Origin of the sequence: Dactylosporangium sucinum (assembly GCF_014647515.1) — a bacterium.
In the GTDB taxonomy this organism is placed as follows: domain Bacteria; phylum Actinomycetota; class Actinomycetes; order Mycobacteriales; family Micromonosporaceae; genus Dactylosporangium; species Dactylosporangium sucinum.
Genome location: NZ_BMPI01000005.1, coordinates 230,910 through 248,672 on the forward strand (window position 1 = coordinate 230,910; position 17,763 = coordinate 248,672).

General features: G+C 73.8%; 16 protein-coding genes. 7 read left to right on the forward strand and 9 right to left on the reverse strand.

The window, feature by feature from the left end:
* Positions 1 to 56: 56 nt before the first annotated feature.
* Entirely contained in the window at positions 57 to 515 is a 459-nt protein-coding gene (locus IEZ31_RS06840) for a subtilase-type protease inhibitor (RefSeq protein WP_190248876.1), read from the forward strand.
* Here IEZ31_RS06840 and IEZ31_RS06845 read toward each other — a convergent pair.
* Positions 505 to 1,875 (reverse strand): DUF1501 domain-containing protein, encoded by a 1,371-nt coding sequence (locus IEZ31_RS06845; protein WP_190248877.1) that lies wholly within the window; start codon positions 1,873 to 1,875, stop codon positions 505 to 507. The two genes, IEZ31_RS06840 and IEZ31_RS06845, sit on opposite strands and share 11 nt — an antisense overlap.
* Positions 1,876 to 1,879: 4 nt before the next feature.
* Positions 1,880 to 3,793, reverse strand: coding sequence for a DUF1800 domain-containing protein (locus IEZ31_RS06850; protein WP_190248878.1), 1,914 nt, complete (start codon positions 3,791 to 3,793; stop codon positions 1,880 to 1,882).
* Between the two features lie 176 nt (positions 3,794 to 3,969).
* Here IEZ31_RS06850 and IEZ31_RS06855 point away from each other — a divergent pair, with 176 nt between their 5' ends.
* Entirely contained in the window at positions 3,970 to 6,066 is a 2,097-nt protein-coding gene (locus IEZ31_RS06855) for a sensor histidine kinase (protein WP_190248879.1), read from the forward strand.
* The gene (locus IEZ31_RS06860) at positions 6,063 to 6,455 is read left to right on the forward strand and encodes a roadblock/LC7 domain-containing protein (protein ID WP_190248880.1); all 393 of its coding nucleotides are present in this window, start codon (positions 6,063 to 6,065) and stop codon (positions 6,453 to 6,455) included. Before IEZ31_RS06855 ends, IEZ31_RS06860 begins: the two co-directional genes overlap by 4 nt.
* Here the strand turns inward: IEZ31_RS06860 and IEZ31_RS06865 are convergent.
* The 3 genes from IEZ31_RS06865 to IEZ31_RS06875 all read right to left on the reverse strand — a co-directional run bounded on the left by IEZ31_RS06865 (position 6,436) and on the right by IEZ31_RS06875 (position 8,825).
* Positions 6,436 to 7,503: a YihY/virulence factor BrkB family protein gene (locus IEZ31_RS06865; RefSeq protein ID WP_190248881.1), complete on the reverse strand. Its 1,068-nt coding sequence runs from the start codon at positions 7,501 to 7,503 to the stop codon at positions 6,436 to 6,438. The genes IEZ31_RS06860 and IEZ31_RS06865 overlap by 20 nt on opposite strands.
* A 58-nt stretch (positions 7,504 to 7,561) precedes the next feature.
* Positions 7,562 to 7,957: a response regulator gene (locus tag IEZ31_RS06870; RefSeq protein ID WP_190248882.1), complete on the reverse strand. Its 396-nt coding sequence runs from the start codon at positions 7,955 to 7,957 to the stop codon at positions 7,562 to 7,564.
* A gap of 190 nt (positions 7,958 to 8,147) precedes the next feature.
* Positions 8,148 to 8,825 carry a copper resistance CopC family protein gene (locus IEZ31_RS06875; protein WP_190248883.1) on the reverse strand — a complete coding sequence of 226 codons (678 nt, stop codon included), beginning with the start codon at positions 8,823 to 8,825 and terminating at the stop codon, positions 8,148 to 8,150.
* 148 nt (positions 8,826 to 8,973) lie between these two features.
* Here IEZ31_RS06875 and IEZ31_RS06880 point away from each other — a divergent pair, with 148 nt between their 5' ends.
* From IEZ31_RS06880 to IEZ31_RS06895, 4 genes are all read left to right on the forward strand, one after another.
* A complete protein-coding gene (locus tag IEZ31_RS06880) occupies positions 8,974 to 9,720 on the forward strand; it encodes a hypothetical protein (RefSeq protein WP_229834349.1) in 747 nt (248 codons plus the stop codon).
* Between the two features lie 28 nt (positions 9,721 to 9,748).
* Positions 9,749 to 10,723, forward strand: a complete 975-nt coding sequence (locus IEZ31_RS06885; protein WP_190248884.1) for an aldo/keto reductase — start codon at positions 9,749 to 9,751, stop codon at positions 10,721 to 10,723.
* Positions 10,724 to 10,935: 212 nt separating this feature from the next.
* Positions 10,936 to 12,783: an anthranilate synthase family protein gene (locus IEZ31_RS06890; protein WP_190248885.1), complete on the forward strand. Its 1,848-nt coding sequence runs from the start codon at positions 10,936 to 10,938 to the stop codon at positions 12,781 to 12,783.
* Positions 12,784 to 12,960: 177 nt separating this feature from the next.
* Positions 12,961 to 14,154, forward strand: a complete 1,194-nt coding sequence (locus IEZ31_RS06895; RefSeq protein WP_190248886.1) for an MFS transporter — start codon at positions 12,961 to 12,963, stop codon at positions 14,152 to 14,154.
* Positions 14,155 to 14,228: 74 nt separating this feature from the next.
* Here IEZ31_RS06895 and IEZ31_RS06900 read toward each other — a convergent pair whose 3' ends face one another.
* The 4 genes from IEZ31_RS06900 to IEZ31_RS06915 form a co-directional block, all read right to left on the reverse strand.
* The gene (locus tag IEZ31_RS06900; RefSeq protein WP_190248887.1) at positions 14,229 to 15,533 is read right to left on the reverse strand and encodes a methyl-accepting chemotaxis protein; all 1,305 of its coding nucleotides are present in this window, start codon (positions 15,531 to 15,533) and stop codon (positions 14,229 to 14,231) included.
* A gap of 41 nt (positions 15,534 to 15,574) precedes the next feature.
* Positions 15,575 to 16,519 carry a sugar kinase gene (locus IEZ31_RS06905; RefSeq protein ID WP_190248888.1) on the reverse strand — a complete coding sequence of 315 codons (945 nt, stop codon included), beginning with the start codon at positions 16,517 to 16,519 and terminating at the stop codon, positions 15,575 to 15,577.
* Positions 16,516 to 17,235 (reverse strand): SDR family NAD(P)-dependent oxidoreductase, encoded by a 720-nt coding sequence (locus IEZ31_RS06910; protein ID WP_190248889.1) that lies wholly within the window; start codon positions 17,233 to 17,235, stop codon positions 16,516 to 16,518. The genes IEZ31_RS06905 and IEZ31_RS06910 overlap by 4 nt, the downstream gene beginning before the upstream one ends.
* Positions 17,232 to 17,763: dihydrodipicolinate synthase family protein (locus tag IEZ31_RS06915; protein ID WP_190248890.1), on the reverse strand; the 532-nt coding region annotated here is incomplete at its 5' end. The genes IEZ31_RS06910 and IEZ31_RS06915, both read right to left, overlap by 4 nt.

Below are 17,763 nucleotides of genomic sequence, written 5' to 3' on the forward strand. Positions count from 1 at the left end.
CGGAAAATAGGGTAGGGTTCCGGAGCCGAACAGGTGCGAATTCGGGGGATGAAGGCATGGGTGTACGACGGCTGGCGACCAGCGCCACGACCGCAGCGACCGCCGCGCTCATGGCGGCGGCGATCGTCGCGGTCGACGCGGGAGCGGCCGCCGCCGCGGCGGGCGGACCGGCCGGCGGCCGGACCTGGGAGAGCGCCACCGGACCCGGGCCCACCCTGCTCACGCTCACCGTGGCCAAGGGCGGGTCCACCAAGCCGGTCCAGCGCCGCGCCTTGCTCACCTGCTCGCCGGCGGGCGGCACGCACAAGCAGGCCCGCAGCGCCTGCGCCGAGCTGGCCAAGGTCGGTGGGAACTTCGGCAAGCTGCAGGTCAGCGGCGGCGCGTGCACGATGCAGTACGACCCGGTGACGGTGACCGCCCAGGGCCGCTGGAAGGGCCGGAAGGTCGACTACGTGCACACCTTCGGCAACGCGTGCACGCTGTCGACGACGACGGGCGCCGTGTTCAGCCTTTGAACACGCCGATCGTCTGGAACTGGTGGTTCGGGAAGATCGCCGCCGAGTCCGCCACGTTGAAGCGCTTCTTGAGCATCTCCGCGAGCACGTCCCGGTAGTCGTTCGCGCCGGCGACGTCGCCCTGGTCGAGCGCGCCCTGCGACAGCCCCGGCCACTTGCCGTGCACCTTGCCGCCGTTCAGGCCGCCGCCGACCAGCAGCATCGCGTTGCCGTGCCCGTGGTCGACGCCCACGTTGCCGTTCTCCTGCACGCGCCGGCCGAACTCGCTCATCGTCACGATCGTCGTCTGGTCGAGCGCCGGACCCAGGTCGGTGGCGAACGCGCCGATCGCCTGGGACAGGTTGCCCAGCGAGTTGCGCATGTCGCCGCCGTCGACCCGGCCGAGGTTGGTGTGCATGTCCCAGCCGCCGACGTCGAGCGCCGCCACCCGCAGGCCCACGCCCGCCTTGATGAGCTGCGCGATGTCGCGCAGCCGGTCGGCCAGGCCGCCGCCGGGGTACTGGACGCCCTCGGCCGGACGGTACTGCGAGTTCGCGATCCGCTGGGCCGTGTTGATCGCCTGGATGGTGCTGTTCGCGGTCGCCGCCAGGGAGTGGTCCAGCCCGGTGTACAGCGTCTTCAGCGCCTCCATCGTCTGGGTGCGCATGGCGTCGTTGTCGATCCGGAAGTCGCGGATGCCGTTGAGCACGATGGCCTGCTCGCCACCGACCAGGGAGCGCGGCAGGGCCGAGCCCTGGGCCACGGCCCGGAACGTGGTGCCCGGGCCCATCTGCGCGAGCACCCGGTCGAGCCAGCCGGTGCGCACCGCGACCGAGGCGGCGCCCCGCTCCAGCGCGTCCTGGGCCTGGAAGTGGCTGCGGCTGGCGTCCGGCGAGGCCACCGCGTGCACCGCCGCCATCTGGCCGGACTGCCAGAACTTGAACAGCGGCTCCATCGCCGGGTGCAGGCCGAAGCCCCGCCCGGCGGGCAGCGCGGCCGCCGCCGGGATCGCGATGCTGGGCCGCATCTGCCGGTAGTTGCCGTCCTCGACCGGCGCGACCACGGACAGCCCGTCCATGCCGCCGCGCAGGAAGATCACGATGAGCGTGCCCTTGCTGTCCTCCGGCGCGGCGAACGCGACCCGGCTGGTGACCAGCTGGCTGCCGAGCGCGGCGACGCCGACGAACCCGGCGCCCTGCACGAGCCGGCGCCGGGTGAAGCCCTTGCTCCACTTGTCCCGCTCGGAGGCCAGCTCGTCGCCGACCTGCTCGGCCTGGACGCGGATCGCCGCCTCGCACAGGTTGGGGCCGTGCCGGCGCAGCTCTTCCAGGCTGGCCGGGCGGCGCTCGCCCTCCGGGAGGGCAGAAGGATCGAGGATCATGACCTCACCGCAGCGCGTGGTAGACGGAGTCGAGGACCAGCGGGGCCAGGTTCGGCAGCTTCCCGCCCAGGTTGGGGTCCGTGATGCGGGTGTCCGGCTTCGCGCCGAGGAACTTGATGAGCGCGTCCCGCTCGGCCGGCTGCATCGGCTGGAACACGAGCCGGTTGCACAGCACGTCGAGGTACGTCGCCATGGTCGCGGCGGGCTGGGCCACGAGCGTGTCGGCCTTGGGGTTCGACAGGCCCTTCCACTGGCCCTGGACGAACGCCCGGTGGGCGTTCCAGGTCTCCAGCATGCCCGCCGCCGAGCTCCACGCGGTCGCCACGTCGGGGTAGCCGTCCGGCGGCTCCCAGCCGAGCGGTGGCTGGCCCAGCTTGCGGGTGAAGTTGTAGAGGTCGTCGAGGGCCTTCTTCATGTCCGGGCCGGGCTGGGTGCCGACGACCCGGGCGGTCGCCACGAAGTTCTCCAGCGGCCGGCGGGTCTTGAGGCCGGACGCGATCCAGAACTCCAGCGAGCGGAACAGCACCTTGAGCACCGGGATGATCGCCGTGCCGCTCTCCTGGTACGTCTTGGCGAGCCGGTCGACGAGGGCCTGCGGCGGCGTGTCGCACACGAACCGGACGGCGAGCTTGCGGGCGATGTAGCGCGCGGTCGACGGATGGCTCGCCAGGTACAGCAGGTAGGCGTCACCGACGGCGAGGCCGTCCTTGGCCGACTTGTTGGCGTGCTGGAACCCGAGGACCTTGACGGCACCCGTCCAGTGCTTGCCCTGCTCGTACCGGAACGTGCCGTCCCGCGCGGCCGTCCTGCCGGTCATGAGGTACGCCGAGTTGCGGACGTCCTTCTCGTTGTAGCCGCCGTCGATCCCGACGGTATGCAGCTCCAGCAGCTCGCGGCCGTAGTTCTCGTTGACGTTGCGTTTGTCCGACGACGTGTTGTCGAGGTACCGCATCATCGCCGGATCCCGCGCGGACGCGATGAGCATGTCGGAGAACTTGCCGAGCGCGTGCTTGCGGATCACGGTGACGTCGTAGGGCACCCGGGTGTCCCAGCCGCCGTCGAACGGGCTGGTGATGTTGAGGTGGTTGTTCCAGAAGTCGACCATGACCTCGAACAGCTGGCGGGAGCTCCAGACCTGCCGGGCGATCGCCGCGCGGCACAGCTCCTGCATCGCCTGGCCGTCGTTCTCCTTGACCGTCGTGCGGATCTGCTGGGTCGTCATGGTGACCGTCGGTGTCGTCTTGAGCACCGCGTCGCCCACCGGGTCGGGCAGGTTGGCCGGGTCGAGCTGCTGGTCGAGCCACGCGTCGATGCCGGCCTGCTTCACGGCCGCCACGTCGGCCAGCGTCGGCCCGAACGTGCAGCGGCGCAGCAGGTGCAGCACCGGGTCGCGGTTCAGCGGCGACGGGAACCGGGGCGTGGCCCGCATGGCGGCGACCGCGGCGGCCGAGGGCGTGTCGGCGAGGCCGGCCGCGCCGAGGTCGTTGAGGTCGCCCTGGCCGCTGGTGTAGCTGGAGTCGCGGTTGGAGAACGAGCCGGCGTCGCGCGGCGAGATGTTGCCGCCGCCCTCGCCGGTCTTGACGAACTCCTCGTCCTCGGTGGTCGGCGGGCGGCCGAGCATCGCCGCGGCGCCGGAGCCGAGGCCGCCGAGCGCGACGGCGCCGCCGCCGAGGGCGAGCAGCGCCTGCCGGCGGTTGCGGGTCAGCTCGTGCAGGGCCGGGCGGCCGGTGCGCAGCCACGCGGGGGCCGGGCCGGTCGCCTTGCGGCGCGGCTCGACGGGCGGCTCCGGCTCGGGGCGCGGCTCCTGCAGCACCCGTGGCATCGGAAACTCGCCGGTGTAGTCGCTGAAGTACTCGCCCTTGACCTTTTTGGGCACGCCAGCAGACGAGGGGTCGTCCGAGAAGAGCCGCTCAGGCACGGACGAAACCCTAGTGAGCGCGGTCCCGGCCCTCAAGCGGGGAAGCACGGGGCCGGTTCAAACTTGTCTTTGTTCTTGCTTAAGCGCCCCGCATATTACCGTGAAACCCATCAATTCGGACGATTACTTGAAGTTATGTCTTCCGTACGCAGCGCTGCAGGGTGTACGCATAGACGGTGGAGCAACGCCGCCGCCGGCTCCGGCTCGCCGACCTTCCGGTGGTGGCCAAGCTCGGCCTCATCCTCGTCGTGCCCCTGCTCGGCCTGCTGGCCCTGACCGGGTACGCGGTGTCCGCCGCCGTGACCGCCGGCCCCGGCGACCTGCGCGCCGTCGCCGCGGTGGCGGCCGAGGCCGGGCACGTCGCCGACGGCCTGCAGCGGGAGCGGCTCGCCCTGGCCTCGGGTGGGCCCGCCGGCTCGGAGGCCTCCGCCACCGACGCCGCCGTGGAGCGGTTCCGCGGCCGGGTGGCCCGACTGGACCCGGACGACCCCGCCGGCCCGCCCCTGCGGCGGGTCCTCGACGCGCTGACCGCGCTGCGCGCCACGCCGGTGACGCAGGGTCCCCTCCAGCCGGTGCTGCTGCAGTACGGTCAGGTCATCGCCGACCTCGCCGCCTTCCAGCAGGCCATCGCCGACCGCCCGGCTCCCGGCGTGGTCCGCTCCGCGATCCGCGCGGCCGGCTGGCTCGCGGTGGCCCGCGAGGAGCTCGCGCTGGTGCAGGTGAGCGTGGTCCGCGGCGTCACCACCCCGGCCGACCAGCAGCGGCTGATCGCCCACCGCGGCGCCCAGCTCGACGCGCTGCGCCGCTTCGCGGCCGACGCCCCGGCCGCCTGGCGGGCCGCGCTCGACGCGGTGCCGTCGGCCGAGGAGGCCGCCGCCGTCGACCGGGCGCTGCTGGGCGGGCCCTCCGACCCCGACTTCCCGCGGCTCGCCCTGGCCCACCTCGACGGGCTGCGGACCGTCAGCGACCTGGCCGCCGCCGACACGGTGCGGCTGGCCGGCGACGCCCGCGGCGAGCAGCAGCGCACGATCGTCGCCGGGATCGCGCTGGCGCTCGCCGTCGTTGCCGGCTCGGTCGCCGTCGCGGTCGTCGTCGGCCGCTCCACCGCCCGTGCCCTCCGCGCGCTGCAGGCCGGAGCGATCCGGGTCGCCTACGAGCGGCTCCCGCAGACCGTCCGCGCGCTGCAGGAGGCCGACGCGGCCACGGCGCACCAGGTCGCCGCCCAGCAGGCCGCCGCGACCGACGTGCCGGTGGCCGGGCGCGACGAGATCGGCCGGGTCGCGGAGGCCTTCAACGCGGTACAGCGGGAGGCCGTGCGAGCCGCCGCCGAGCAGGCCGCCCTGCGCGCCGGCGTGTCGACCGCGTTCGTCAACCTGGCCCGGCGCGGCCAGCGGCTCGTCGACTCGCTGGTCGAGCGGCTCGACACCGCCGAGCGCGACGAGGCCGACCCGGACCGGCTCGCCCAGCTGTTCGGCTTCGACCACCTCGCCGCCCGCATCCGCCACGACAACCAGAGCCTGCTGGTGCTCGCCGGGGCCGACCCGTCGCGGGCCCACCGCCGGCCCGTCCCGGTCTACGACCTGCTGCGGGCCGCGCAGTCGCAGATCCTCGACTACGAGCGGGTGGAGTACGGCCGGGTGGACACCGACGCCGCCCTCGCCCCGGAGGCGGTGGACGGGACCGTGCACCTGCTCGCCGAGCTCTTCGACAACGCCGCCCGCCACGCGCCGCTCGACGCTCCCGTGCTCGTCGACACCCGGCGCGCGGGGGACGGGCTGATCATCGAGGTCGCCGACCTCGGGCCCGGCCTCGCCGCCGACCGGCTGGCCGACCTCAACCGCCGCCTGGCCGAGCCGCCGCCGCTCGACGTCGCCGACTCGCGCCACATGGGCCTCGCCGTGGTCGCCCGGCTCGCGGCCCGCCACGGCGTCGACGTCCAGCTGCAGCCGGCCGGGTCGGGCACCGGCCTGGTCGCCGTCGTGCGCATCCCGGCCGGGCTGGTGCGGGCGGCCGAGCCGGTGGCGGTCGCGCCGGCCGTGGCGGGGCAGCGGCAGGTGCGGCCCCGGCTGCTGGAGCGCAGCCCGGCGCTGCCCGGGGGCGAGCCCGTCGACGTGCCCGCGCCGCGCAACGGCACGACGGTGGTTCCGGTGGTACCGGGGCCGAGAGTCCAGGCGGACGGCCCGACGGTCGAGGCCGAGTCCGCCCGCATCATCTCGAAGAAACCGACAAACACCGCGAAATCCGTCACCACGGAAGGACACTCGACGTCATGACCTCCACCACGGGGCTGAACCGCCTGCTGAGCGGCTTCACCTCTCGGGTCGAAGGCGTGCGGCACACGGTCGCCGTCTCCGGCGACGGCCTGCTCGTCGCCGCGTCCGAGGAGCTGCCGCCCGAGCGGGCCGACCAGCTCGCCGCGATGGTGGCCGGCGCGGTGTCGCTGGCGCACGGCGTCTCGGGCTGCACCGGGGCCGGCCCGGTGGTGCGCACGATCGTGGAGATGGGGCGCAGCCTGCTGTTCGTGACGGCGCTCGGCGAGGGGGACTCGCTCGCCAGCCTGGCGACGATGGTCCAGCCGGGCTGTGACGTGGGGGCGGTCGCCTTCGAGATGGCCGGGCTGGCGGAGCAGGTGGGCGACGCGCTCACGCCCTCCTTGCGTTAGCTCCGTCGTCTTCCTCGGCGGGGTCGTTGTCGTCGGCGTCGTTGTCGGTCTGGCCGTCGTGTTTCCGCTTGTCGCCGGTGATGCCGTGGTGCGCGTCCTCCTTGACCTTGCTGGAGTCGCGCAGCGGCATGTACGGCTCCTCGTCCTCGGACGCTCCCGCCTCGATGGCCCGCCCGCGCTCCAGCTCGGCGTCGAACTCGGCGCCCAGCAGGATCGCGATGTTCGAGATCCACAGCCAGACCAGGAACGCGATGATGCCGCCCAGCGTGCCGTACGTCTTGTTGTAGGAGGAGAAGTTCGACACGTAGATCGCGAAGCCGCCCGACGCCAGCAGCCAGATGAACACGGCCAGCGCCCCGCCGGGGGTGATCCACCGGAAGCCGGTCTGCCGTGCGTTGGGGGAGGCCCAGTACAGCAGGGCCAGGATCAGCATCACCACGAGCAGCAGCACCGGCCACTTGACGATGTCGAAGATCTGCACCGCCTGTTTCGACAGACCGATCCAGCCGCCGGCCTGCTGGGCGAACCGGCCGGTGAAGACGATGCTCAGCGCGGCGACCGAGATGAGCGCGCCGACCGCGATCGTGATGCCGAGCCGCAGCGGCAGCAGCTTCCAGATCGGGCGGCCCTCCGGCACGTCGTAGATGGCGTTGGAGGCCCGCATGAACGCCCCGACGTACCCGGACGCCGTCCACAGGGCGCCCAGCAGACCGACGATGGCCAGGACGCCGGCCGAGCCCGAGCCCTGCTTCAGCTCGTCGACGGCGCCGCTCACCGGGCCGGCGATGGAGGCCGGGAACAGGTGCTGGGTGTTCTTCAGTACCGCATCCTGGGTGGTGTCGGTGAGCAGCATGCCGGACACCGAGAGCAGGACCAGGATCCCCGGGAAGATCGACAGCACGCCGTAGTAGGTGAGCGCCGCCGCCCAGTCGGTGAGATTGTCGTTGTTGAACTCCTTGACGGTGCGCTTCAGCACGTCGATCCAGGAGCGTTTGGTCAGCTCGGCCGGCTTGTCGGGCGCGCCGTCGAGCTCGTGGTCCGCCATCATCACGCCACCTCGTCCGCCGGGGGTCGGTACGCTCCCTATGCCCGGTGGCTGTGCCCGCTTAACGTTCCGGTGCGACCCTTCCGGCCCTGATCAGGGCCACCTGCACCATGTCGACCAGTTCGGTGGCGCGGAACGGCTTGGCGATCACGGAGGCGTCCGGCCCGAGGTCGACGACGGCGGCGTCGAAGTACGGCAGCCCCGACATGTACATGATCAGCGCGTCCGGGCACGTGGCCCGGACCGCCTCGGCGACCTGCGGCCCCGAGCCGTCGTTGAGCTTGAGGTCGGTGATCGCCAGGTCTATCCCCTTGGGATGCTCGGCGCACAGCCGCTCGGCCCCCGCCAGCCCCGACGCGGTGATCACCTCGGCGCCGGCCCGGCTGAGCACCCGGCGCACGATCTCGATCAGGTCCGGCTCGTCGTCGACGACCAGGATGCGCAGGTGCTCCAGCATGTCCCCACGATAGGCCGCGAAACGGGCGAGATTCCCTCAAATGACGTCCCCGCGCGGCGAAAGCCGCCGCCACGGGCGGCAACCGGCCCCGGGCGTTGCGGGTGGGCGTTGCGGGCGGTGGGCGTTGCGGACCCAGCACCCCGCCACCGGCACGCCCGGCCGACGGTCGGACGACCGCGCCCAGCCGCCCTCAGCTCGGCTCGTTGGCCGGGCTCGGCGGCGCGACCCGGGGCGCGGCGGCCGGCCGGATCCGCCGACGGCTGAAGCCCAGGAACGCCACCAGGATGCAGGCCGCCACCAGCGCCGCCGCCGCGTACGTCCACCAGGCCGGTGGGTCGGAGCGCGGCTCCGGGACCAGGGCGTCGGGCCGCGCGCCCGGGTTGCTGGAGAAGAAGTCGGCCGGAGCCGCGGCCGGGGCGGTGCTCTCCGTGACATGGCTGGGCGACGGGGTCTTGGCGCCCTTCGACGGCTTCACGCCCGTCGTCACCGTGAAGGAGAGGCTGCCGTGGCTGGCGCGGTCCAGGGTGCTCGTGGTCGAGTACGACAGCGTGTACCGCCCGGGCGCGCCGTCCGGCACCGACACCGACACCTTCACCGTCTCGTTGCGGATGGCCGGCGTGCCGAGCTCGATCGCCTGGCCGGCGCTGTCCGTCAGGATGACGTGGGCCTCGACGAGGGTCTCGGTGAACTGCAGCTCCAGCGTCCGTGGCAGGTGCGCGACGGACGACTCGGCGGACGGGTCGCTGGACACGAGCGAGAGGCGCGGCCCGTATGCGACAGCGGTGCCCGAATAGGCAAGGATGCTGAGAAAACCGACAATGACGGCGAGCCTCAGCGTCCATCGTCCGTTCTGGAATCGCCCGGTCATGGGCGGAAACAATAGTGCATTGGCGTACCGGATGTGCGGAAGCAGGGTGCTAGCGTGCCCATTCATGGGTTCCAGCTGGCGTGAACTGTTGCAAATCGACCGCCCGCCGGCACCCACTCCGGCCAGCCGTCGATTGCGCCGTCTTATATTGACGACCGCCGTCGTCACTGTGGCGGTCGACATCGTCAACCTGGAGTATTCGGCCGAGGCCGGATTCGGCTTGGCCGTGCGCACGGTCTGGGCGATCCTGCGCGCCCTGGGCTTTTTGTTCCTGATGCGCGAGCTGCGATTCGGCCGGCTCACCGCCCGGCCCTTCGGCCTCATCCTGACCGTCACCACGGTCTTCGCCTCGGCCCGGCTGAGCCAGCCGCGCGCGGGTGACCTCCTGCCGCCGTGGCCGGTGCTGGCCGGCCTGGCCGTCGTCACCGCGCTGTGCGTGGCCGTGCTGTGGCAGCTGTTCCGCTCGCCCGAGATCGACGCGCACCTGACCCGCCGGGCGCCGCGCCGGCCGGTGCCGCCGTGGGTGCTCACCGCGCGGGTGGCCGCCCTGTCGTACTCCGCGCTGCTCTTCGTGCCCTGCCTGGTCGCCCTCGGCTCGCTGTTCGACGAGCCGCGCCGCCCGCCGGAGACCGCCGTGCCGCTGGTCGTCTCGTGGTTCGTGCTCTCGTTCGCGGTCGGCCTGGTCGCCGGGGTCATCAGCTTCGTGACCCTCTTCGGCCATGCCTGGGCGCGGGTACTGCTGGCACTGATCAGCATCTTCGTGCTGATCGTGCAGCCGGTGCTCTGCTGGCTGCTCCTCGGCGCCGACGGCGTCCTCCGTGACGGCGTCCCGCTCGTGCTCGCGGCCCTGCTGTGCCTCTACGGCCTGACGAGGTCCCGCTCGGCCCGCGAGTAGCGGCCGCTCGAAGGGGCAGTATCGGGGCATGCCACAGCGAAACCTCGGCTCACTGACCGTCTCCGCCCTCGGCCTCGGCTGCATGGGCATGAGCGAGTTCTACGGCCCGGGTGACGACGCGGAGTCCGTCGCCACCATCCACCGCGCCATCGACCTGGGCGTCACGTTCCTCGACACCGCCGACGCCTACGGGCCGTTCGAGAACGAGCGGCTCGTCGGGCGGGCCATCGCCGGCCACCGCGACGAGGTGGTGCTCGCCACCAAGTTCGGCATCGAGCGCGACGGCGACCGGCGGGGCATCAACGGCCGGCCCGACTACGTGCGCCGGGCCCTCGACGCCTCTCTGCAGCGGCTCGGCGTCGACTACATCGACCTCTACTACCAGCACCGCGTCGACCCGACCGTGCCGATCGAGGAGACGTGGGGCGCGCTGGCCGAGGCGGTGACCGCCGGCAAGGTGCTGCACCTCGGCATCTCGGAGGCGTCGCCGGCGACCGTGCGCCGCGCCCACGCCGAGCACCCGGTCACGGCCGGGCAGTATGAGTACTCGCTCTGGTCACGCGAGCCCGACCAGCAGATCCTGCCCCTGCTCCGGGAGCTGGGCATCGGCCTGGTGGCCTACAGCCCGCTCGGGCGCGGCTTCCTCACCGGCGAGATCACCAGCCCCGACCAGTTCGCACCGGACGACTTCCGCCGCGGCAACCCGCGCTTCCAGGGCGAGAACTTCACCCGCAACCTCGACCTGGTGGCCGAGGTGCGCTCGCTCGCCGAGGACCGGGGCGTGACGCCGGCCCAGCTCGCGCTGGCCTGGGTGCTCGCCCAGGGCGCCGACGTGGTGCCGATCCCGGGCACCAAGCGCCGCACGTACCTCGAGCAGAACGTCGCCGCCCTCGACGTCGCGCTGACGCCCGACGACCTGGCCGCCCTGGAGAAGCTGGCGATCGGCACCGACGTCGCCGGCACCCGGTACGCCGAGGCGACGATGAGCCAGCTCGGCAGGTGACCGGCCGTCCCCGGCGGTGCGTCTGGTGCCGCCGGGGATTCCCTTGTACTGTGCGTTGTGTGCACGCGCGACTGAACAGCTGCTGGTGGCCCGCCTGACGAGGCGGCCCACTCCCGCGTGACACCTTCCGCGGCCGCCACGAGGCGGTCGCTTTTTCGTGCGCTCGACCCCGCCTCGGCCGGCCTTCCGACCACCGTCCGAAGGGGAATCCCATGTTCGCTCCCGGCTCGCCCTTTGCCCTGCTGCGTCGCGAGGGCCGCGACGTCGTCGAGGTGCTCACCGGCCCGGTCGTCACCGTCGAGCACCTGGCCGACATCCCGGACCGCTCGCTCTCGCTGGTCCCGTTCCGCCAGGTGCGCGAGCGCGGCTTCGCCTGCGTCGACGACGGCACGCCGCTGTCGGTCCTGCGCATCGCCGACCGCCGGGAGGTGCCGCTGGCCGAAGCGCTGGCCGCCCTCCCCGATGTCGACCTGGAACTGGCGGGCGGCGCGTTCGACGTCGACGACGACACCTACGCCTCGATCGTCGAGACCGTCCTCCGCGACGAGATCGGCCGCGGCGAGGGCTCCAACTTCGTCATCCACCGGGTCTTCGAGGCCGACCTGGCCGGCGACCCGGTGGCGGCGGCCCTGACCGTGTTCCGCCGGCTCCTGACCCGGGAGCGCGGCGCCTACTGGACGTTCGTCGTCCACACCGGCGACCGCACCCTCGTCGGCGCCACCCCGGAGCGCCACGTGAGCGTCGAGGACGGCCTGGTGATGATGAACCCCATCAGCGGCACTCTGCGTGGCCGGCCGGAGAAGGCGTCGGTGCTCGAGTTCCTCGCCGACCGCAAGGAGATCGACGAGCTGTCGATGGTCCTGGACGAGGAGCTGAAGATGATGGCGACGGTGGCCGACCTCGGCGGCCAGGTCATCGGACCGTACCTCAAGGAGATGACCCACCTGGTCCACACCGAGTACCTGCTGGCCGGCCGCGGCTCGCTGGACGTGCGCGACGTGCTCCGCGAGACCATGTTCGCCCCGACCGTGGTGGGCAGCCCGATCGAGAACGCCTGCCGCGTGGTGGCCCGCCACGAGGGCCGGGGCCGCGGGTACTACGGCGCCGTGCTGGCCCTGGTCGACGGCGACACGCTGGACGCCCCGATCCTCATCCGCACGGCCGACATCGACGCGACCGGCCGCCTGCGCATCCCGGTGGGCGCCACGCTGGTCCGCCACTCCACCCCGGCGGGCGAGGTGGCCGAGACCCACACCAAGGCCGCCGGCGTCCTGGCCGCGCTCGGCCTGACCGCTGCGCACCCGGAGAGGTCCACTGTGGACGCCGAGGTGCCCGGCGCCGCGACGCTCGCCGCCGACCCCGAGGTCCGGGCCGCGCTGGTGTCCCGCAACGCGACCCTCGCGCCGTTCTGGCTCCGGCCCCGCGACGCGTCGACCCCCGACCCGGCCCTCACCGGCCGCCGCGTGCTCATCGTCGACGCCGAGGACACATTCACGGGGATGCTCCTGCATCAGCTGCGAGTGCTGGGGCTGGAGGTGACGCTCCGGCGGTACGACTCGGGAATCGACACCGACGGGTTCGACCTCGTCGTCCCGGGGCCGGGCCCGGGTGACCCGCGCCTGGTCGACGACCCCAAGATGGCCACCATGCGCGGCCTCGTGCGGCGGCTGCTGGACGCCGGCACGCCGCTGCTCGCCGTCTGCCTCGGCCACCAGCTGCTCTGCGGCGAGCTGGGCCTGCCGCTGCGCCGCAAGGCCGCGCCGTACCAGGGCATGCAGCGCGAGATCGACTTCTTCGGCCGCCCCGCCCGCGTGGGCTTCTACTCGACGTTCACGGCGACGACCCCGGCCGACCGCGTGACCACCCCCTACGGCGAGGTGCACGTCTCCCGTGACCCGGCCAACGGCGACGTCCACGCCCTGCGCGGCCAACGCTTCGCCGGCGTCCAGTTCCACCCCGAGTCGGTGCTGAGCTACGACGGGATCGAGCTGCTCCGGGCGCTCCTGACCGAGCTGCTGCCCGCTTCGGCCCCGTCCACGGTGGGAACCGTCCCGGAGTGATCCCGCGCCTCGCGCGGCCGGCCCGGTGGCGCCGCCGACCCTCCGGTCGGCGGCGTTGCCGGCCGGCCCGGTGGCGCCGCCGACCGTCCAGGTGCGCCGTATGGTGCTCTTGCGTTCCCGCGTCCGTTGAACGATGCTTCCGAAATATTCTCACTTCTGCGTCCCCGGGAGTCGGCGATGGATCTGCGCGACCGCCGTGCACGTGCCGCCGTCGCCGGGGCCTACCTGGTGCAGGGGTTCTGCTTCGCCGCGCTGCTCACCCAGACCGGCGTCCTGCAGGAGAAGTTCGGCTTCTCCGACGGGGAGCTCTCGCTGGTACTGCTGGCCGTCCCCGTCGTCGCGGGCGTCGGCAGCGTCGTCGCCGGCATGCTCACCTCCCGCTTCGGCAGCTCGCCGGTCCTGCGGGCCGGCGGCCCGGGCGTCTGCCTGGCGATCGCCCTGGCCGGCCTGTCCGCCGCCCACTGGCAGCTGTTCGCCGCGCTGGCCCTCGTCGGCCTCTTCCTCGGCATCGTCGACGCGACGATGAACATGCAGGGTGTGAGCGTCGAGCGCCGGTACGGCCGCCCGGTCCTCAACTCGTTCCACGCGGTCTGGAGCGTGGGCGCGATCCTGGGCGCCCTCGCCACCGCCGGCACCGCCCGGCTGGGCTGGTCGGTCGGCGCCTCGATGAGTGCCGTGGCCGCGGTGGGCGTCGTGCTCGCCCTGCTGGCCGGCCCGGCCCAGCTCAAGCGGGCCGAGGAGGCCCCCGACACCGAGCCCGGCGCCGGCCCGGACATCCCGTGGCGCCCGATCGTCCTGGTCGGCATCGCGATGATGCTCATGTTCATCGCGGACTCGGCGGTGTCGAACTGGAGCGCGGTCTTCATGGACCACGCGCTGTCGGCGAGCACGAGCGTCGCCGCGCTCGGCCTGGCCGCGTACCAGACCACGATGCTCATCGGCCGCACCGCCGGCGACCGCGTGGTGCGCCGCTTCGGCCCGGCGGGCGTCGTCTCGGTCGGCGGCGTGGTCGGCGGGCTCGGCCTGGCCCTGGTGGCGGCGTCCCCGAGCCCGGCGGTCGGCATCGCGGGGTTCGCGGTCGTCGGCCTGGGCCTGTCGCTCGTGGTGCCGCAGTCGTTCTCGGCGGCGGGCCGCCTGGACCCGGCCGGCACGGGCGTCGCGATCGCGCGGGTCAACCTCTTCAACTACGTGGGCTTCGTGGTCGGCGCCGGCCTCATCGGCGCGGTGGCCGAGAGCGCCTCGCTGCGCTGGGCGTTCGTGGTCCCGGCCGTGCTGGCGGCCGGCATCGTGGCCCTGGCCCCGGCGTTCCGCACCCACGCCCCGGCCGCCCCGGCCGTGGCCCCCGCCGCCCCCGCCGCCCCCGCCCCCTAGGGCGTCGATCTTGCAGTTGTGGTGCCGTGACACTCCCGCATCGTCCCGATTTGTCAGGCACCACAACTGCAAGATCAACGCGAATCGGGGGTGGGCGGGTGGGCGCTGGCGCTCACCTGTTCTGCCGCGGCGGCCACCGAGCCGCGGGTCGTGGCCGCCAGCGTCGTCTGCTCGCGCAGCGAGTCGGCCACCTCGCGCTGGGCCGTCGCCACCGTGCCCAGGCGGTCGGCCACGCCGCCCACAGCCATGGCCGCGGCCGCCGCGCCGGTCGTCACCTGGCCGACCGTCTGCTCGATCCGGCCGGTCGCGGCGGCGGTCTGCGCGGCCAGCTCCTTCACCTCGTTCGCGACCACGCCGAAGCCCTTGCCGGCCTCGCCCGCGCGGGCCGCCTCGATCGTCGCGTTCAGCGCCAGCAGCTTCGTCTGGTCGGCCACCGCCTCGATCAGGCCGGCCACCGTCGAGATCTCCGAGATCGCCGACTCCAGCTCGCCGATCACCCGCCGGGCCTCGTTCGAGTCGCGCAGGGCGGCCTCGACGTCCTGGACCGCGCCGCCGACCGTGGTGTTCATGCGGGCCAGCGCGTCCTCGAACGACTCCATGGCGGCGCCCGCCTCGGCGCCCAGCCGCACGCCGGCGTCGGCCACGTCGGCCAGCACCGTCTCCAGGCGCCGGCCGAGCTGCTCGCTGCGCTCCACCTGCGAGGCCGCGTTCGAGGCGGCCTCCTCCTCGCGGCGGGCCGCGTCCTCGGCCGCCGCGCGCAGGGCCCGGGCCGACGCCTCCTCGATACGGGCCCGCTGGGCGTCGGCCTCCGCCTCGGCCGTGGCGGCGAACCGCCAGTACGCCAGCGACGTCAGGCACATCACGAGCACGAACCCGGCGTGCAACAGCACGAACAACACCGGGTGGGTGCGCGCCTGCGGGCTGCTGAACAGCATCTCCGGCACGGTGAGCGCGACCAGCAGGTGGTGCCCGGCCACGAACAGGATGGTGACGACGAGGGCCACCCAGTCCTGGTACAGGCTGACCAGCCCGACGATCACGAAGAAGTGGAAGTGCAGGTCGGTGAGGCCGTTGCCGGCGTGGACCAGCCCGGCGGCGCAGATGGCCAGGCCGGTCGAGACCGCGACCGCGCCACCGCGGTTGGTGCGGGCCACGGCGGCGCCCGCGCCGCAGAGCACGATGCCGCCGACCGCCGACCAGACCAGCCAGCCGCCGGCGTGGGCGTGCTCGCCGACCACGCTGTGGCCGTTCATGAGGGCGATGCCCGCGACGAGCGGCACGTGCAGCCAGAGGATCGTGCGCAGCACCCGGTGCCGTGACCGGAACGCGGCGTCGCTGAGCCCGACCTTGGGCATGAGCCACGACAGGATCCCGGACATGCTCGCTCCCAACGACGACAGTGCTGTCCGACCTATCGGCGTCACGCCCCGGTTCTGTAGGCCTCCGCGAGGAGTGCTGCCGCCGCCGGCGGCGCGGGCAGCCCGTCCGTGTCGCCCGGCGAGGCGACGACCCCGGCCGCGAACCGCGTGCCGAGCCAGGCCGCCCCGCGCGGCGCGACGCCGGCGAGCCGCGCGGCGAGGTACGCGCCTGCGAACGCGTCCCCGGCTCCGACCGGATCCACGACCTCCACGGCCGCCGAGGGAAGCCGGCGCGGACCGTCCGGGCCCGCGTGCCAGCAGCCGTCGGCGCCCGCCTTCAGCACCACCTCGCCGGCACCGGCGGCGCGCGCCCGCTCGAACACCGCCGCCGGGTCGTCCGTGCCCAGCAGTGGGACGGCCTCGTCGACGCCGAGCAGGAGGTACGTCGTGATCGGCAGCAGCTCGGCCAGCAGGTCCGTCACCGGGGGCAGGCCGGGGCGCAGGTTCGGGTCGAGGGCCACCGCGATGCCGCGGGCGTGCGCCCCGCGGGCGAGCCGCGCCACCGCCCGGCGGGGCCCCGGCCCGAGCGCGGCGGTGAGCCCGGACACCGCGACCAGGGCGGGACCGGCGGCCAGGGCACGGTCGGCGTCGGCCGCGTCCAGGGCCGAGGCGGCCGAGCCGGCCCGGTAGTAGTGCACGCGGCGGGCGCCGTCGGGCCGCACGTCCTTGAAGAACACGCCGGTCGGCCGCGACTCGTCGACCGCGACCAGGTCGGTGCCGACGCCCAGTCCGGCGGCGGCGGCGCACACCCGGCGCCCGAACGGGTCGGCCCCGACCCGGCTGCAGAACGCGGCCCGCGCCCCGGCCCGGCGGGCGGCGGCGAGCAGGTTGAGCTCGGCCCCGGCCACGTGCACCGAGGCCGACCGGCACTCGTTCAGCGGCTCCCCGCCGGACGGCTGGAAGAGGACCATGGCCTCCCCGAGCCCGACGATGAGCGGCGCCGTCACGGCAGCCACCGGGCGCGCAGGTCGGGCCGCAGCCACGCCGCCGGAGACGCGATCGACAGCCCTCCGTCCACGGGCAGGCAGGCACCCGTGATGAAGCCCGCCCCCGGCGACGCCAGGAACGCCACCGCGGCCGCCACCTCCGCCGGCCGTCCCACGCGCCCGAGTGGATAGCCCTCGGCAACCTGCGGCAGGTGCTCACCCCCGATCATCCCCGGCGCCACGGCGTTCACCCGGATCCCGCGCGGCCCGTACTCCAGCGCCAGCTGCCGCACCAGCCCGTCGAGCCCGGCCTTCGCCGCCGCGTAGCCCGGCAGGCCCGGCGCGGCGAGGAAGCTGTTCACGGACGTGACGGCCACGATGCTGCCGCCCGGCGGCAGGTGGGGGAGGGCGGTCCGGCACGCGTAGAACGCGCCCGACAGCGTCACGTCGAGGGCCGCCCGCCACTGCTCGTCGGTCTGCTCGGTGGCCGGCGCGACCGGCATGACGGCCGCGGCGAGCACGAGCACGTCGAGCCGGCCCAGCCGGGCGAGGGCGAACGACACCGCCTCGTCCGCCCCAGCGCTGGTGGAGCAGTCGACGACCGCACTGTCCACGAAGGACGGATCCGGGCCGGGATCCGGCGCCACGCCGGCGACCCGGTCCCCGCCGGCGGCGAACGCGGCCCCGATCGCCCGGCCGATCGGCGACGTGCAGCCCAGCACGAGCACGCCTCTCACAGCGACAGGTCCGACAGGATCAGGTCGAGGGCCGCGAGCGTGGCCGCGTCCGCGTCCACGGCGGGCGCGCGGACCGTCGCCGACGCGATGACCCCGCGCCGCTGGAGCACGTACTTGTGGATCGACCAGGCGATGCCCGGCTGGAGCCCGAACCGGATCAGCGGCAGCAGCCGGTTGAAGGCGGCCCGGGCCTCGGCGTGCGCACCGGCGAGGTACGACCGCAGGACCGGCGCCAGGAGGTCGGGGAACTCACTGGCGGGCATGGTGCCGACGGCGCCGCGGGCGTACTCCTCCAGCACGAAGAGCGCGTTCTGCCCGCCGAGCACCGGGAACTCCCCGGCGGTGGCGTCGATGACGGCGCCGACCTTCGGCGCCGTCGGCTGGGTCTCCACCTTCGCCGACTCGACCCCGTCGAGCTTCGACAGCTCCACGACGAGCGGCGCCGGCAGCGTCACGCCGGTCGAGGCGGGCGCGTCCTGCACCATCACCGGCAGGCCGGCCGCGGCCACCGTCCCGTAGAAGTCGACG

What these genes read in the sequence shown, in the direction of transcription:
- IEZ31_RS06840 (WP_190248876.1), top strand. Translation starts at nt 57, where the DNA reads ATGGGTGTACGACGGCTGGCGACCAGCGCCACGACCGCAGCGACCGCC.
- IEZ31_RS06845 (WP_190248877.1), bottom strand. Translation starts at nt 1,875, where the DNA reads ATGATCCTCGATCCTTCTGCCCTCCCGGAGGGCGAGCGCCGCCCGGCC.
- IEZ31_RS06860 (WP_190248880.1), top strand. Translation starts at nt 6,063, where the DNA reads ATGACCTCCACCACGGGGCTGAACCGCCTGCTGAGCGGCTTCACCTCT.
- IEZ31_RS06865 (WP_190248881.1), bottom strand. Translation starts at nt 7,503, where the DNA reads ATGATGGCGGACCACGAGCTCGACGGCGCGCCCGACAAGCCGGCCGAG.
- IEZ31_RS06870 (WP_190248882.1), bottom strand. Translation starts at nt 7,957, where the DNA reads ATGCTGGAGCACCTGCGCATCCTGGTCGTCGACGACGAGCCGGACCTG.
- IEZ31_RS06875 (WP_190248883.1), bottom strand. Translation starts at nt 8,825, where the DNA reads ATGACCGGGCGATTCCAGAACGGACGATGGACGCTGAGGCTCGCCGTC.
- IEZ31_RS06885 (WP_190248884.1), top strand. Translation starts at nt 9,749, where the DNA reads ATGCCACAGCGAAACCTCGGCTCACTGACCGTCTCCGCCCTCGGCCTC.
- IEZ31_RS06890 (WP_190248885.1), top strand. Translation starts at nt 10,936, where the DNA reads ATGTTCGCTCCCGGCTCGCCCTTTGCCCTGCTGCGTCGCGAGGGCCGC.
- IEZ31_RS06895 (WP_190248886.1), top strand. Translation starts at nt 12,961, where the DNA reads ATGGATCTGCGCGACCGCCGTGCACGTGCCGCCGTCGCCGGGGCCTAC.
- IEZ31_RS06900 (WP_190248887.1), bottom strand. Translation starts at nt 15,533, where the DNA reads ATGTCCGGGATCCTGTCGTGGCTCATGCCCAAGGTCGGGCTCAGCGAC.